Raw genomic sequence first — 17,456 nt, 5'->3', positions numbered from 1 at the left:
GCCGGGGGCAGCCTCTTCGACCTGATCAACGGGAGTTTCGGTACGTCATGACAAACGAAGAAAAGATGCTCGACCACCTCCGGTGGATGACGGCCGAACTCCACCAGACCCGGGAGCGGCTGCGGTCCGCCGAGGAGCCCGAACCGGTCGCCATCGTGTCGATGAGCTGCCGCTACCCCGGCGGCGTCAGCACCCCCGAAGAACTGTGGCAGCTCGTCGCCGAAGGCCGCGACGCCGTGGCCGGCTTCCCCGCCGACCGCGGCTGGGACCTCGACGCCGTCTACCACCCCGACCCCGACCACCAGGGCACCAGCTACGTCCGCGACGGCGGCTTCCTCGCCGGCGCCGCCGAATTCGACGCCGCCTTCTTCGGGATCTCCCCCCGCGAAGCCCTCGCCATGGACCCCCAGCAGCGGCTCCTGCTGGAAACCGCATGGGAGGCCTTCGAACGCGCCGGCCTCGACCCCACCTCCCTGCGCGGCAGCCGCACCGGCGTCTTCGCCGGCGTCATGCACCACGACTACGCCACCGCCCCCCACGACCTGCCCGAAGGCGTCGAGGTGTACCTCGGCAGCGGCAACGCCGGCAGCGTCGCCTCCGGCCGCGTCTCCTACGTCCTCGGCCTGGAAGGCCCCGCCGTCACCATCGACACGGCCTGCTCCTCCTCCCTCGTCGCCCTCCACCTCGCCGCCCAGGCCCTGCGCCAGGGCGAATGCACCATGGCCCTTGCCGGCGGCGTCACCGTCATGGCCGACCCCGGCCTGTTCGTCGACTTCAGCCAGCAGCGCGGCCTCGCCCCCGACGGCCGCTGCAAGCCCTTCGCCGCCGCCGCCGACGGCACCGGCTGGGGCGAAGGCGCCGGCCTCCTCCTGCTCGAACGGCTCTCCGACGCCCGCCGCAACAACCACCCCGTCCTCGCCGTCATCCGCGGCTCCGCCGTCAACCAGGACGGCGCCAGCAGCGGCCTCACCGTCCCCAACGGCCCCTCCCAGCAGCGCGTCATCCGCCAGGCCCTCGAACAGGCCCGCCTCACCCCGCGCGACGTCGACGCCGTCGAAGCCCACGGCACCGGCACCACCCTCGGCGACCCCATCGAAGCCCAGGCCCTCCTCGCCACCTACGGCCAGGACCGCACCCCCGACGACCAGCCCCTGCTGCTCGGCTCCGTCAAGTCCAACCTCGGCCACACCCAGGCCGCCGCGGGCGTCGCCGGCGTCATCAAGATGGTCGAAGCCATGCGCCACGGCATCCTCCCCAAGACCCTCCACGTCGACGAACCCACCCCGCACGTCGACTGGACCGCCGGATCGGTCACCCTCCTCACCGAGAACACCGACTGGCCCCGGACCGGCGCACCCCGCCGCGCCGCCGTCTCCTCCTTCGGCATCAGCGGCACCAACGCCCACCTGATCCTCGAACAGCCCGAGAGCCCCGACGAGGAACCGCCGGCCACCCCCACTCCGCCGGCCGTGGCCTGGCCGCTGTCCGCCCGGAGCCCCGAAGCCCTCCGCGCCCAGGCCCGCACCCTGCTGGACCACACCGCCCCCGGCGCCCCCCTCGCCGACACCGGCCACACCCTCGCCACCGCCCGCGCCGCCCTCACCCACCGCGCCGTCGTCCTCGGCACCACCACCGGCGAACTCCACGCCGGCCTGCGCGCCCTCGCCGACGACACCCCCGCCGACAACCTCGTCCACGGCACCGCCCGCCCCGACCCCCGCACCGCCTTCCTGTTCACCGGCCAGGGCGCCCAACGCCCCGGCATGGGACGCGAACTGCACGCCGCGTACCCCGTCTTCGCCGACGCCTTCGACCAGGCCTGCGCCCACCTCGACCGCTACTTCGACAGCCCCGTACGCGACGTCGTCTTCGACGGCTCCCCGCTCCTGGACCGCACCGAGTACACCCAGGCCGCCCTCTTCGCCCTCGAAACGGCCCTCTACCGCCTGGCCGAGAGCCACGGCCTGCGCGCCGACTTCCTCCTCGGCCACTCGGTCGGCGAACTGGTCGCCGCACACGTGTCCGGCATGCTCCCGCTCGCCGACGCCGCCGCCCTCGTCGCCGCCCGCGGCCGGCTCATGCAGTCCCTGCCCGACGGCGGCGCCATGGCCGCCGTCGAAGCCACCGAGGACGAAGCCCGCGCCGTCCTCACTCCCGGCGTCGACATCGCCGCCGTCAACGGACCCCGGTCCGTCGTCCTCTCCGGCAGCGAGAGCGCCGTACTCGACGCCACCGCCCGCCTCTCCGCCGCGGGCCACCGCACCAAGCGCCTCAAGGTCAGCCACGCGTTCCACTCCCCGCTGATGGAACCGATGCTCGACCGGTTCCGCGCCGTCGTCGCCCGCCTCGACTTCCGCCCGCCCGCCATCCCCGTCGTCTCCAACGTCACCGGCCGCGTCGCCACCGCCGAAGAACTCGCCACCCCCGAGTACTGGGTGCGCCACGTCCGCCAGGCCGTCCGCTTCCACGACGGCATCCGCACCCTCGCGGACCACGGCGTCACCACCTTCGTGGAACTCGGCCCCGACGGAGTCCTCACCGCCATGGGGCAGAACTGCCTCGACGAGGACCCCGGCGTCCGCTGGAGCACCGCCCTGCGCCGCGACCAGCCCGAGCCGGCCGCCTTCACCCGGGCCCTCGCCGAGGCCCACGTCCACGGGGTGCCCGTCGACTGGGACACCGTCTTCCCCGGCGCCCACCGCGTCGACCTGCCCACGTACGCCTTCCAGCGCGAGCGGTACTGGCTGCGCGGCGGCGGCGCCGCCGGCGACGTCACCTCGGCCGGCCTGGACACCGCCGGACACCCCCTCCTCGGCGCGATGGTGACCGTCGCCGCCTCCGACGACCTCCTCTTCACCGGCCGCCTGTCACTGGCGGCGCAGCCCTGGCTGGCCGACCACGCCGTCGCCGGCACGGTCCTGCTGCCCGGCACCGCCCTCGTGGAACTCGCCGTCCGGGCCGGAGACCAGGTCGGCTGCGGACTCCTGGAAGAACTCACCCTGGAAGCCCCGCTGATCCTGCCCGAACGCGGCGCCGTCCAGATCCAGCTCGCCGTGGGCCCCGCCGGGCCGGACGGCCGCCGCACCGTCACCACGTACGCCCGCCACGAGGACGGCCCCTGGACCCGCCACGCCGAGGGCGTCCTGGCCCCCGCCGCCGCCACCCCCGCCGACACCCTCACCGGCGGGACCTGGCCCCCCGCCGGAGCCGAAGCCGTCGACCTGGACCCCTTCTACACCCGGCTCGCCGCCTCCGGATTCGCCTACGGGCCGGCGTTCCAGGGGCTGCGCGCGGCCTGGCGGCTCGGCGACGAGGTGTACGCGGAGGTCGGCCTCGACCGCGACCAGCACGAGGCCGCGGGCCGCTTCGGCCTCCACCCCGCCCTCCTCGACGCCGCCCTCCAGGCCGCCGGCGTGGGTACCCTCCTCCCCGACAGCGGCGAGGCCCGGCTGCCGTTCGCCTGGCGCGACGTCGCCCTCCACGCCACCGGCGCCCGCACCCTGCGCGTCCGGCTGACCCCGGCCGGCGAGGACGCGGTGGCCCTGACCGCCACCGACGAAGCCGGCCTCCCGGTGGTCACCATCGCCGCCCTCACCCTGCGGCCCATGACCCCGGGCGCACTGCCCCGGACCGCCGACACCCTGTTCGCGCTGGACTGGGTGCCGACTCCGGCGGCGTCGGCCGAAGCGCTGCCCGCGGGTGTGGTGTGCGAGGTGGACACCTCCGCCGGGGTGCGCGAGGCCCTGGGCCGGGTGCTCGCGGTACTCCAGGACTCCCTGGCGAGCCCGGCGGAGGAGCGCGTGGTGTTCGTGACGCGCGGCGCCGTGGGCGAGGACGCCGGTGACCTGGCGGGTGCGGCGGTGTGGGGCCTGGTGCGCTCGGCGCAGTCGGAGCACCCGGGCCGTTTCCACCTCCTGGACCTGGAGGAGGCCGCCGACCCGGCCCCCTACCTGACGTCCGCCGAACCGCAGGCCGCGGTGCGTGGGGGAGCGGTCCGCGTCCCGCGCCTGACCAGGACGTCCAGTGCCACCTCCGGCGGCCTGGCCTTCACCGAAGGCGGCACGGTCCTGATCACGGGCGGTACCGGCGTCCTGGGCCGGGCGGTGGCCCGCCACCTGGTCACCGGACACGGGGTCCGCCACCTGCTCCTGGCGAGCCGCTCCGGCGGCGCCGAAGACCTGGTCGCGGAACTGTCCGCCCTGGGCGCGACCGCGACGGTCTCCGCCTGCGACGTCGCCGACCGGGACGCCCTGGCCTCCCTCCTGGCCGCGATCCCCGCCGAGCACCCCCTCACCGCCGTCATCCACACGGCCGGTGTGGTGGACGACGGAACGATCGAGTCCCTGACCCCGGAGCGCATCGACACGGTCCTGCGCCCCAAGGCCGACGCCGCCCGCAACCTCCACGAACTCACCGCGGACCTCGGCCTGTCGGCGTTCGTGCTCTTCTCCTCCGCCGCCGGCCTGCTCGGCGCCCCCGGTCAGGGCAACTACGCCGCCGCCAACGCCTACCTGGACGCCCTCGCCCAGCACCGCCGCTCCCTCGGCCTGCCCGCCGTCTCCCTCGCCTGGGGCCTGTGGGCCGAACGCAGCGGCATGACCGGCGCCCTCGACGCGGGCGACGTCGACCGCATCCACCGCGGCGGCATGTCCGCCCTCGCCACCGAAGAAGCCCTCGCGCTCCTCGACACCGCCCCCGCCCTCGACCGGGCCGTGCTGTTCCCCATGCGCCTCGACCTCAAGGCGCTCCCCACCGGCCCCTCCCTGTCACCCGTCCTGCGCGGCCTCGCGACGGCGACCCCGCCGCGGCCGACCGCCGGCGCGGCACCCCGCACCGGAGGCTCCTCCCTCGGACAGCGGCTGGCCGGCCTGCCCGAAGCCCAGCAGACGCGCACCCTCCACGACCTGGTGGTCACCGAGGTGACCGCCGTACTCGGCCACCGCGCCCCCGGCGCCCCGGAACCGACACAGGTGTTCAAGGACCTCGGCTTCGACTCCCTGTCCGCCGTGGAACTGCGCAACCGGCTCAGCGCCGTCACCGGCCTGCGCCTGCCCGCCACCCTCATCTTCGACCAGCCGACCCCGGCCTCCCTCGTCGCCTACCTGAAGAGCCGCCTCGTCGACACCGGCGACGCCAAGGCGCCCGCCACGGCGGCGACCCCGCCGCCCGCCGACGAGCCGATCGCCATCGTCGGCATGAGCTGCCGCTTCCCCGGAGGCGTCCGCTCCCCCGAGGACCTGTGGCGCCTGGTGCTCTCCGGCGGCGACGCCATCGCGGACTTCCCCGCCGACCGCGGCTGGGACATCGACTCCCTCTACCACCCCGACCCCGCACACGCCGGAACCTCGTACGTCCGTGAGGGCGGCTTCCTCGACGGGGCCGCCGACTTCGACCCCGTGTTCTTCGGGATCTCCCCCCGCGAGGCCCTCGCCATGGACCCCCAGCAGCGCCTCCTTCTGGAGACCGCCTGGGAGACCTTCGAGAACGCCGGGATCGCCCCCACCGCCGTGCGCGGCAGCCGCACCGGCGTCTTCACCGGCGTCATGTACCACGACTACGTCAACCTCCTCCACGACGAGGACGGCCTGGAGGGCTATGCGGGCAACGGCAGCGCCGGCAGCATCGCCTCCGGCCGCATCGCCTACACACTGGGCCTCGAAGGCCCCGCGGTCACCGTCGACACGGCCTGCTCCTCCTCCCTGGTGTCGCTCCACCTCGCCGGCCAGGCGCTGCGGCAGGGCGAATGCACCATGGCCCTGGCCGGCGGCGTCACCGTCATGTCCAGCCCGAACACCTTCGTCGAGTTCAGCCGCCAGCGCGGCCTGGCCGCCGACGGCCGCTGCAAGCCGTTCGCCGCGGGCGCCGACGGCACCTCCTGGTCCGAGGGCGTCGGCATGGTCCTGCTCGAACGCCTCTCCGACGCACGGCGCAACGGGCACCGGGTGCTCGCCGTCGTGCAGGGTTCGGCGGTGAACCAGGACGGCGCGTCCAACGGCATGACCGCCCCCAACGGCCCCTCCCAGCAGCGCGTCATCGAACAGGCCCTCGCCAAGGCCCGGCTGACGACACACCAGGTCGACGTGGTCGAAGCCCACGGCACCGGCACCACCCTCGGCGACCCCATCGAGGCGCAGGCCCTCCTCGCCACCTACGGCCAGGACCGCGAGGAGGACCGGCCACTGCTGCTGGGCTCGGTCAAGTCGAACCTGGGCCACACCCAGGCCGCGGCGGGCATGGCCGGCGTCATCAAGATGGTCATGGCGATCCGCCACGGAGTAGTGCCGATGACCCTGCACGTGGACGCCCCGACCCCGCACGTCGACTGGTCGGCCGGCGCGGTGCGCCTGCTGACGGAGACGGTGCCGTGGCCCGAGACGGGCCGCCCGCGCCGGGCCGCCGTGTCCTCGTTCGGCATCAGCGGCACCAACGCCCACACCATCCTCCAGGAGGCCCCGCAGGACCCGGCGGCCGCTGACGCCGACACCACCCCCGCCCCGGGACTCCCGGTGTGGGTGCTGTCGGGCCGTGACGCGGACGCCGTCCGCGCCCAGGCGGGCCGGCTGCTGGAGCGGGTGACGGCCGATCCGGAGCCGTCCCCGGCCGACGTGGCTTTCTCGCTGGTGGCTTCGCGGGCCGCGCTGGGCAGTCGGGCGGCCGTGGTGGCCGCCGACCGTGCGGGTCTGCTGGCCGGGCTGGAGGCCGTGGCCGAGGGCCGCTCGGCGCCGGGCGTAGTCGAGGGCGCTGTGTCGGGCGGCAAGTCCGCTTTCCTCTTCTCCGGCCAGGGTGCGCAGCGTCCGGGGATGGGGCGTGAGCTGTACGACGCGCAGCCGGTGTTCGCGGCGGCGTTCGACGAGGTGTGCGCCCACTTCGACCTGCCGCTGAAGGGCATCGTCTTCGGCGGTGGGGAGGAGGTCCACCGCACGGAGGTGACCCAGCCGGCGCTGTTCGCGGTCGAGGTGGCCCTGTACCGGCTGGCGGAGTCCTTCGGTCTGCGTCCCGACTTCGTGGCCGGGCACTCGATCGGTGAGATCGCCGCCGCGCACGTCGCCGGTGTGTTCTCCCTCGCGGACGCTTCGGCACTGGTCCGCGCCCGCGGCGCCCTGATGGGCGCCCTGCCCGAGGGCGGCGCGATGGTCTCGATCCGCGCCACCGAGGACGAGGTCCGTCCGCTGTTGTCGGCGGACGTCGACATCGCGGCGGTCAACGGCCCCCAGTCCGTGGTGATTTCGGGCGCCGAGCAGGCCGTCCTCGCCGTGGCCGCGAAGCTGGCCGAACAGGGCCGCAAGACCAAGCGCCTGACGGTCTCGCACGCCTTCCACTCGCCCCTGATGGAGCCGATGCTGGAGGCGTTCCGCGAGGTCGCCGAGTCCCTGGCCTACTCGGAGCCCGCCATCCCGGTGGTCTCCAACGTCACCGGCGGGCAGATCACCGGGTTCACCGCCGACTACTGGGTCGAGCACGTCCGCGGTGCCGTCCGTTTCGCCGACGGGGTAGCCCACCTCGCCGCCCAGGGCGTCGCCCACTTCCTGGAGCTCGGCCCGCAGGGCGTCCTCGCCGCCATGGCGGGGGAGTCCCTCCCCGAGGACTTCTCCGGGCTCCTCGCCCCCGTGCTGCGCAAGGACCGCCCCGAGCCGGAGGCCTTCCTCGGCGCCCTCGCCGAGGCCTGGACCCGCGGCCTCCCCGTCGAGTGGCTGCCGTTCCTTGCCGGACGCCGCGTCGACCTGCCCACGTACGCCTTCCAGCGGCAGCGCTACTGGCCCGGCACCGGCTACGCCCCCGCCGCACAGGCGGAGCCGACGTCGCCGCTGGCGAAGCGCCTGGAGTCGGCGGACGACCCGGCGCGCGTCCTGCTCGACCTGGTCCGCGACACCATCGCCACCGTCCTGGGACACGCCGCGCAGGAGACCGCCGACCCCGAGCGGGCCTTCCGCGACTTCGGCTTCGACTCGATGACCGCCGTGGAGTTCCGTACCCGGCTCGGCACCGCCACCGGGCTGCCGCTGCCCGCGACCCTCGTCTACGACTACCCGACCCCGGCCGCGCTCGTGGCCCACCTCCACACCGAGCTTCTCGGCGGCACCGGCACCGGAGCGGCCCGGGTGCGCCGCGCGGTCGGCAGCGACGAGCCGATCGCCATCGTCGGCATGAGCTGCCGCTTCCCCGGCGACGTCGGCTCCCCCGAAGACCTGTGGCGCCTCGTGCAGTCCGGGGCCGACGCGATCACGCCCTTCCCGCGCGACCGGGGCTGGAACATCGGGGCGCTCTACGACCCGGACCCCGAGCACCAGGGCACCACGTACACCCAGCACGGCGGGTTCCTCCGCGACGCCGCCGACTTCGACGCCGGCTTCTTCGGGATCTCCCCGCGCGAGGCCCTCGCCATGGACCCCCAGCAGCGGTTGCTGCTGGAGGTGGCGTGGGAGGCGTTCGAGCGTGCCGGAGTCACCCCGGCCGCGGCGCGCGGCAGCGGCACCGGCGTGTTCGTCGGCACCAACGGCCAGGACTACACGGCCCTGGTGTCGCAGTCCGCCGAGAGCCTGGAGGGCTACCTCGGCACGGGCGGCGCCGGCAGCGTCGCCTCCGGCCGCATCGCCTACGCCCTGGGCCTCGAAGGTCCCGCGCTGACCGTCGACACCGCGTGCTCCTCGTCGCTGGTGGCCCTGCACCTGGCTACGGAAGCCCTCCGGCGCGGCGAATGCGAACTGGCCCTGGCGGGCGGCGTCACCATCATGTCCACCCCGCAGTCGTTCATCGACTTCAGCCGCCAGCGCGGCCTCTCGCCCGACGGCCGCTGCAAGCCGTTCGCGGCCGCCGCGGACGGCACGGGCTGGTCCGAGGGCGTCGGCATGCTCCTCGTGGAGCGGCTCTCGGACGCGCGCCGCAACGGCCACCAGGTCCTCGCGGTGATCCGCGGCTCCGCCGTCAACCAGGACGGCGCCTCCAACGGCCTGACCGCCCCCAACGGCCCCGCCCAGCAGCGCGTCATCCGCCAGGCCCTCGCCAACGCGGGCCTGACCGCCGACCAGGTCGACGCGGTCGAGGCGCACGGCACGGGCACCCCGCTCGGCGACCCCATCGAAGCCCAGGCCCTCCTCGCCACCTACGGCCAGGACCGGCCGGCGGACCGCCCGCTGCACCTGGGCTCCCTGAAGTCCAACATCGGCCACACCCAGGCCGCGGCCGGCGTCGGCGGCGTCATCAAGATGGTCATGGCGATGCGCCACGGCCTCCTGCCCCGCACCCTGCACGTGGACGAGCCCACCCCGCACGTGGACTGGGAGGCAGGTGCGGTCGCCCTCCTCACCGAGAGCACGGCCTGGCCGGAGACCGGCCGTCCGCGCCGGGCGGCCGTGTCCTCCTTCGGCATGAGCGGCACCAACGCCCACCTGGTGCTGGAACAGGGCCCGCTCGACACCCCGGACGAGGCCCCGCGGAATCCCGCCATCCCGGCGCCGTGGCTGCTGTCCGCAGCCTCGGCCGAGGCACTGCGCGGGCAGGCCCGCCGCCTGCGCGACCACGTCGCCGACCGGCCGGCCTTCGACCCGGCCGCGGTCGGACACGCCCTGGCCACGACCCGCGCCCTGTTCCCGCACCGGGCCGTGGTGACCGGAGCCGACCGCACCGAGTACCTCACCGCGCTCGACGCCGTGGCACGCGGCGACGCGGACACCGACCACGTCCAGGCACCGGCCACGTCCGCGTTCCTGTTCTCCGGGCAGGGTGCGCAGCGCCCCGGGATGGGCCGTGAACTGTACGACGCCCAGCCGGTGTTCGCGGCGGCGTTCGACGAGGTGTGCGCCCACTTCGACTTCCCGCTGAAGGAGATCGTCTTCGGCGGTGGGGAGGAGGTCCACCGCACCGAGTGCACCCAGCCGGCACTGTTCGCCGTCGAGGTGGCGTTGTACCGGCTCCTGGAGTCCTACGGCGTCCGCCCGGACTTCGTGGCGGGCCACTCGATCGGTGAGATCGCCGCCGCGCACGTCGCCGGAGTCTTCTCCCTCGCCGACGCTTCGGCACTGGTCCGTGCCCGCGGCGCCCTGATGGGTGCGCTGCCCGAGGGCGGCGCGATGGTGTCCGTCCAGGCCACCGAGGACGAGGTCCGCCCGCTGCTGTCGGCCGATGTCGACATCGCGGCCGTCAACGGCCCGGAGTCCGTGGTGATCTCGGGCCTCGAGGACGCCGTCCTGGCCGTGGCCGCCACGCTCGCGGACCGGGGCCGCAAGACCAGGCGCCTGACCGTCTCGCACGCCTTCCACTCGCCCCTGATGGAGCCGATGCTCGACGCGTTCCGCGAGTTGGCGGAGTCCCTGACCTACTCCGCTCCGTCGATCCCGGTGGTATCCGGCCTCGCCGGGGAACTGACCTCTCCCGCCTACTGGGTGCGCCACGTCCGTGAGGCCGTCCGCTTCCACGACGCCATGCGCCGGCTGGAAGCGGCCGGGGTGGGCACCTACCTCGAACTCGGCCCGGACGCCGTCCTGGCCGCCATGGGCCAGGCCTGCCTCGACGAGCCGGCCGCCCTCCTGCCCCTCCTGCGCCGCGACCGCTCCGAGACGCGCACCCTCCTCTCAGCCCTCGGCCGCGCCCACGCGCGCGGAGTCGCCCTCGACCTGCCCGCCCTCTTCGCGGGCGCACCGGCGGCCCCCGCCGACCTTCCGACGTACGCCTTCCAGCACGACCGGTACTGGCCGCGCATCGCGGAACAGCCCGCGGCCCCCAGCTGGCTCGTACCGCGACGTGGTGCGGACGCCCTCGACGACCTCCTCTACCAGGTCACCTGGCAGCCGGTGGACGTGGCGCAGCCCGCCGTGCCCGGCCGGTGGTTGGTGGTGTCGGCGGAGGCGGGTGCGCTGTCGGCGCCGGGTGTGGTCGAGCTGGTCGCGGGTGGTCGTTCCCGTGGCGAGCTGGCCGAAGCGCTGTCCGGCGTCGGTGCGGTCGATGGTGTGGTGTCGCTGCTGGACGTGGCGGGATCGCTGTCGTTGGTGCAGGCGCTCGGTGATGCGGGTATCGCGGCCCGGTTGTGGTGCGTGACCCGTGGCGCGGTGTCGACCAGTGCCGCCGACCGTGTGGCGGATCCGGTTCAGGCGCAGGTGTGGGGTCTGGGCCGGGTCGCGGCGCTGGAGTTCGGTGAGCGCTGGGGTGGTCTGGTGGACGTCCCGCCGGTCCTGGACGAACAGGCCTCCGCCCTGCTGTGGGCCGTCCTGTCGGGCGGTACCGGCGAGGACCAGCTCGCGGTGCGTGCCGAGGGTGTGCTCGCGCGTCGTCTGGTCCGGGCTCCGTTCGCCCCGGTGGCGGGTGACGGCTGGCGGCCCGACGGCCCGGTGCTGGTGACCGGTGGTACCGGTGCGCTGGGTGTGCGGGTGGCGCGTTGGCTGGCTTCGGCGGGTGCGAAGGAGCTCGTCCTGACGAGCCGCAGGGGCTTGGAGGCTCCGGGTGCTGCCGAGCTGGTGGCGGAGCTGGCGGAGTCGGGTGTCACGGTGTCCGTCCCCGCGTGTGACGTGGCCGATCGGGACGCGGTGGCGAAGCTGCTGGTCGACCATCCCGTCACGGCGGTGTTCCATGCGGCGGGTGTGCTGGACGACGGTGTGCTGGACGGTTTGACGCCCGGCCGTCTGGCGACGGTCCTCGGCCCCAAGGCGGACGCGGCACGCTACCTGCACGAGCTGACGCGCGAGATGGGCTTGGACCTGTCGGCGTTCGTGTTGTTCTCCTCGTTCGCGGGCACGGTCGGTGGTGCGGGTCAGGGCAACTACGCGGCGGCCAACGCGTATCTGGACGCGCTCGCCGAGCAGCGGCGGGCCGACGGACTGCCCGCCACCTCCCTCGCCTGGGGCCCGTGGGCCGACAACGGCATGGCGGCGGACGAGAGCGTCGCCGAACGGATGCGCCTGGCCGGCATGACCGGACTGCCCACCGCGACGGCCTTCGCCGCACTCGCCCGGGCCCTCGCCCACGGCGACGACACCCTGACGGTCATCGACCTCGACTGGCAGCGCTTCGCGCCGGGCTTCACCTCCGCCCGGCCGAGTCCGCTCCTCTCCGGCATCCCGGAAGCCGCCCGGCCCGCCGAACCGGACACGGCCGACATCGGCCTCGCCGCACGTCTGGCGGCGCTGCCGACCGCCGCCGAGCGGACCGACGTACTGCTCGACCTGGTCCGCACCCACGTGGCCGGCGTACTCGGCCACGGGTCACCCCAGCGCGTGGGCGCCGACCAGCCCTTCAAGGGCATCGGGTTCGACTCCCTGACGGCGGTCGAGCTCCGCAACCGGCTCGGCAGGGCCACCGGCCTGGCCCTGCCCGCCACCGCCGTCTTCGACCACCCCAACCCGGCCGCGCTCGCCGCGTACCTCCTCACCGAGCTGTGCGGGGACCTCGGCGACACCGACCCGGAGGAGGACCGCATCCGCCGGGCGCTCGCCTCGATGCCGCTCTCCCGGATCAGAGAGGCCGGACTGCTGGAAGTGCTGCTGGACCTGGCCGGACTCGAAGCGCGTGCCGGCACGCAGGAAGCGGCGGCCGACCCGGACGACACGGCCCCGGAGGACATCGACGCGATGGACGTCGACGCCCTGATCCGTCTCGCCATGGACAACACGGACTCCTGACGGTCCGGGAAGTGTGGAGCTGACACATGGTTACCCCCGAAGCAGTGACATCCGGCACGGCGACGACGCCTCAGACGCCCGAAGCGAAGCTCGTGGCCGCGCTCCGGACCTCCCTCAAGGAGGCCGAGCGGCTGCGCGAACAGAACCGGCGGCTCACCGACGCGGCCCGGGAGCCCATCGCGATCGTCGCGATGGGCTGCCGGTTCCCCGGTGGCGTCCGTTCGCCCGAGGGGCTGTGGGACCTGGTCGCCACCGGCCGTGACGCCGTGTCGCCGTTCCCCGCCGACCGGGGCTGGGACCTGGAGGAACTGTTCGACGAGGACCCGGACCGGCCCGGCTCCTCGTACGTCCGCGAAGGCGCGTTCGTCCACGACGCCGCCGACTTCGACGCCGGCTTCTTCGGGATCTCCCCGCGCGAGGCCCTCGCCATGGACCCCCAGCAGCGGCTCCTGCTGGAGACGTCCTGGGAGGCCCTCGAACGCGCCGCCATCACCCCGGACACCCTGCGCGGCAGCCGGACCGGCGTGTTCGTCGGCACCAACGGCGGCGACTACGGCACGGTCCTCGTCGGCGGCCCCGAGGAGGTCGACGGCTACCTCGCGACCGGGAACGCCACCAGCGTGCTGTCCGGCCGGATCTCGTACGAGTTCGGCTTCGAGGGACCCGCCGTCACCGTCGACACCGCCTGCTCGTCCTCCCTCGTCGCCCTGCACCTCGCCGCACAGGCGCTGCGCCGGCAGGAGTGCACGCTCGCGCTCGCGGCCGGCGTGACCGTCATGGCCAGCCCGACCACCTTCACCGAGTTCAGCCGCCAGCGGGGCCTGGCCCCGGACGGCCGCTGCAAGCCGTTCGCGGCCGCCGCGGACGGCACCGGCTGGGGCGAGGGCGCCGGAGTGCTCGTACTGGAGCGGCTGTCCGACGCCCGCCGCAACGGCCACCAGGTCCTCGCGGTGATCCGCGGCTCCGCCGTCAACCAGGACGGCGCCTCCAACGGCCTCACCGCCCCCAACGGCCCGTCCCAGCGGCGCGTGCTCCGCCAAGCCCTCGCAGACGCCCGCCTGACCGCCGACGAGGTCGACGCCGTCGAGGCCCACGGCACCGGCACCACCCTCGGCGACCCCATCGAGGCGCAGGCGCTGCTGGCCACGTACGGCCAGAACCGCCCGGCGGACCGGCCGCTCCACCTCGGTTCGGTGAAGTCGAACATCGGGCACACGCAGGCCGCCGCCGGCGTGGCCGGGGTCATCAAGATGACGATGGCGATCCGCAACGGCGTCCTCCCCAAGACCCTCCACGTGGACGAGCCCACCCCCCAGGTCGACTGGACCGCCGGCTCCGTGCGGCTGCTGACGGAGAACCTCGACTGGCACACCCCCGACGGGCAGCCGCGCCGCGCCGGCGTGTCCTCGTTCGGCATGAGCGGCACCAACGCCCACGTCATCCTGGAGGAACCCGCCCCGGCCACGGAACCCGCCCCGGCCGGCCCCTCCGCGGCCCCTTCCGCCCTGCCCTGGACCCTGTCCGGCAAGTCGGCCGACGCGCTGCGCGCACAGGCCCGGGAACTGCGTACGTTCCTGTCGTCCCGCCCCGGTCACGCCCCGTCGGACATCGGCCGCTCCCTCGCCCTCTCCCGGGCCTCCTTCGACCACCGCGCCGTGCTCGTCGCCGACCACCCCGACGCCTTCGACGCCGCACTGGCTGCGCTGGCCGACGGCACGGCCGCCGCGGGCCTGGTCGAGGGCCGGGCACCCGACGGCCGCACCAAGGTCGTCTTCGTCTTCCCCGGCCAGGGCTCCCAGTGGACCGGCATGGCCACCGAACTGCTCGCCACCAGCCCCGTCTTCGCCGAACGCATGGACCAGTGCGAGCAAGCCCTGTCCACCTTCGTCGACTGGTCGCTGCGCGAGGTGCTCACCGACGAGACCGCCCTCGCCCGCGTCGACGTGGTGCAGCCCGCCCTGTGGGCCGTGATGGTGTCCCTCGCCGCCCTCTGGCGCTCGTACGGAGTGGAACCGGCCGCCGTCCTCGGACACTCCCAGGGCGAGATCGCCGCGGCCTGCGTCGCCGGCGGCCTCTCCCTCGAAGACGGCGCACGCGTGGTGGCCCTGCGCAGCAAGGCCCTCCTCGCCCTCTCCGGCCGCGGCGGCATGGTGTCCGTGCCCCTGCCCCGCGAGGAGGTCGCGGACGGCCTCGACGAGCGGCTGTCCATCGCCGCCGAGAACGGCCCCCGCTCGGTCGTCGTCTCCGGCGACCCCGAGGCACTCGACGCGCTGCTCGCCGCGACCGAGGGCGCCCGCCGGATCGCCGTCGACTACGCCTCCCACTCCGCCCACGTGGAGGAGATCCGCGACGAACTCCTCACCGTCCTCGCCGGGCTCTCCCCGCGCCCGTCGCAGGTGCCCTTCTTCTCCACGGTCACCGGCGACTGGCAGGACACCGCCGAGCTCGACGCCGAGTACTGGTACCGCAACGCCCGCCGGACCGTGCGCTTCGAGGAGTCCACGCGCGCCCTGCGCGAGCAGGGCTTCGGGGTGTTCGTCGAGAGCAGCCCGCACCCGGTGCTGATCCAGGGCCTCGGGGAGTGCGCCGTCGGATCGCTGCGCCGCCAGGACGGCGGCCCGGCACGGTTCCTGCTCTCGCTGGCCGAGGCCCACGTACGCGGCGTCACCGTCGACTGGTCGCCCGCCTTCACGGACGCCGGACCGGCCCACGTCGACCTGCCGACCTACGCCTTCCAGCGCCGCCGGTACTGGCCGCGCCCCGGCACCGGCCGCACGGCCGGCGCGGACCCGGCGGAGTCGGCGTTCTGGGAGGCCGTCGAACGCGCCGACCTGCCGGCCCTGTCCGGCGAACTCGGTGCCGAGGGGCCCGCGCTGGACGCCCTGGAGACCGCCCTGCCCGTCCTGACCGCCTGGCGGGCGGGACGCCGGCAGCGGTCCACCGTCGACTCCTGGCGCTACCGGGCGGTCTGGGAACCCATGTCCGCGGACGTCCCCGGTCACCTCTCGGGCCGATGGTTGGTGGTGTCGGCGGAGGCGGGGGCGTTGTCCCTGCCGGGTGTGGAGGTGGTGGAGCTGGTCGCGGGGGGTCGTTCCCGTGGTGAGCTGGCCGAGGCGCTGTCCGGTGTCGGTGCGGTGGATGGTGTGGTGTCGCTGCTGGATGTGGCGGGTTCGCTGTCGCTGGTGCAGGCGCTGGGTGATGCGGGTGTCGGGGCCCGGTTGTGGTGTGTGACCCGTGGTGCGGTGTCGACGGGTGCCGGAGACCGTCTTGTGGATCCGGTTGCGGCGCAGGTGTGGGGTCTGGGCCGGGTGGCGGCGTTGGAGTTCGGAGAGCGCTGGGGCGGTCTGGTGGACGTCCCGGAGGCGCTGGACGAACAGACGGCGGCCCGGCTGACGACCGTGCTGTCAGGCGTTACGGGTGAGGACCAGGTCGCGGTCCGCGCGGAGGGCGTGTTCGCGCGTCGTCTGGTGCGTGCGCCCTTCGCCCCGGTGGTGGGGGACGGCTGGCGGCCGGATGGTCCGGTGCTGGTGACCGGTGGTACCGGTGCACTGGGTGGCCGGGTGGCGCGTTGGCTGGTGTCGCTGGGTGCGAAGGAGCTCGTCCTGACCAGCCGTCGGGGCTTGGAGGCTCCGGGTGCCGCCGAGCTGGTCGCGGAGCTGGCCGAGTCGGGTGTCACGGCGTCCGTCGCCGCGTGTGATGTGGGTGACCGTGACGCGGTGGCGAAGCTGCTGGTCGAGCACCCGGTGTCGGCCGTGTTCCATGCGGCCGGTGTGCTGGACGACGGTGTGCTGGAGGGCCTGACCCCGGACCGTCTTGCGGCGGTTCTCGGCCCCAAGGCGGACGCGGCACGCCATCTGCACGAGCTGACGCGCGAGATGGGCTTGGACCTGTCGGCGTTCGTGTTGTTCTCCTCGTTCGCGGGGTCGGTCGGTGGTGCGGGTCAGGGCAACTACGCGGCGGCGAACGCGTATCTGGACGCTCTGGCCGAGCAGCGGCGGGCCGACGGACTGCCCGCCACCTCCCTCGCCTGGGGAGCCTGGGGGGACAGCGGCCTCGCCACCGGCTCCGACGCCGTCACCGCCCGCATGCGCCGCGGCGGCCTCCTCCCGATGGCCCCCGACCTGGCCATCACCGCGCTCCAGCAGGCACTGGACCGCGACGAGACCACCCTCGTGGTCGCCGCCGTCGACTGGGAGCGCTTCACGGCGGCCTTCGTCACCGGCCGCCCCAGCCCGCTCCTGACGGGCGTGCCCGAGGTACGGACCGTACTCGCGGCCCTGGAGGACGGCCGGACCGCCGGCACCTCCCTGCGGGACACCCTCCCCGGCCTGCCCGCCGAGGCGCAGGAACGGGCCCTGCTCGACCTGGTCCGGACCCACGTGGCCGCCGTCCTCGGGCACGGCACCCCGCACGAGGTCGCCCCCGGACGGGCCTTCCGCGAGGCGGGGTTCGACTCCCTCACGGCGGTCGAACTGCGCAACCGGCTGAGCACGGCCACCGGCCTGGCCCTGCCCGCCACCGTGGTCTTCGACCACCCCAACCCGGCCGCGCTCGCCGGCCACCTGCGCTCCGAGCTGTGCGGGAACGCCGGCGCGGACGGCCCGTCCGCGCTGGAGGAGTTCGCCCGCTTCGAACGCGCACTCACCCGGGTCGAGCCCGGCACCGGCGACCACACCAAGATCATGCAGAGGCTGGAGGCGCTGCTCGCGCAAGGCCGGGAAGCCGCGGGCCACCCGGATCGCACCGCCGCCGCCGACCAGTACGAGGCGGCGACCGACGACGAACTGTTCGGCCTGCTCGGCGAGAAGTTCGGCATCTCATGAGCGACGCCGCCCGCCCCGACGCCGC

Annotated in this window: 2 protein-coding genes; both read left to right on the top strand. The window is 74.6% G+C overall.

The genetic code is table 11. The annotated features are described in order from the left end of the window. Positions 1–47 precede the first annotated feature (47 nt). Positions 48–12,608: a type I polyketide synthase gene (locus tag D1J60_RS36305; RefSeq protein WP_125824776.1), complete on the top strand. Its 12,561-nt coding sequence runs from the start codon at positions 48–50 to the stop codon at positions 12,606–12,608. 44 nt (positions 12,609–12,652) lie between these two features. Then, positions 12,653–17,431 carry a type I polyketide synthase gene (locus tag D1J60_RS36300; RefSeq protein WP_241253719.1) on the top strand — a complete coding sequence of 1,593 codons (4,779 nt, stop codon included), beginning with the start codon at positions 12,653–12,655 and terminating at the stop codon, positions 17,429–17,431. Positions 17,432–17,456: the final 25 nt, after the last annotated feature.

It is taken from the genome of Streptomyces sp. W1SF4, from assembly GCF_003950035.1.
In the GTDB taxonomy this organism is placed as follows: domain Bacteria; phylum Actinomycetota; class Actinomycetes; order Streptomycetales; family Streptomycetaceae; genus Streptomyces; species Streptomyces racemochromogenes.
The sequence above is the reverse complement of the archived record's forward strand: the minus strand, read 5'-3'. Positions and strand labels throughout refer to the sequence as shown.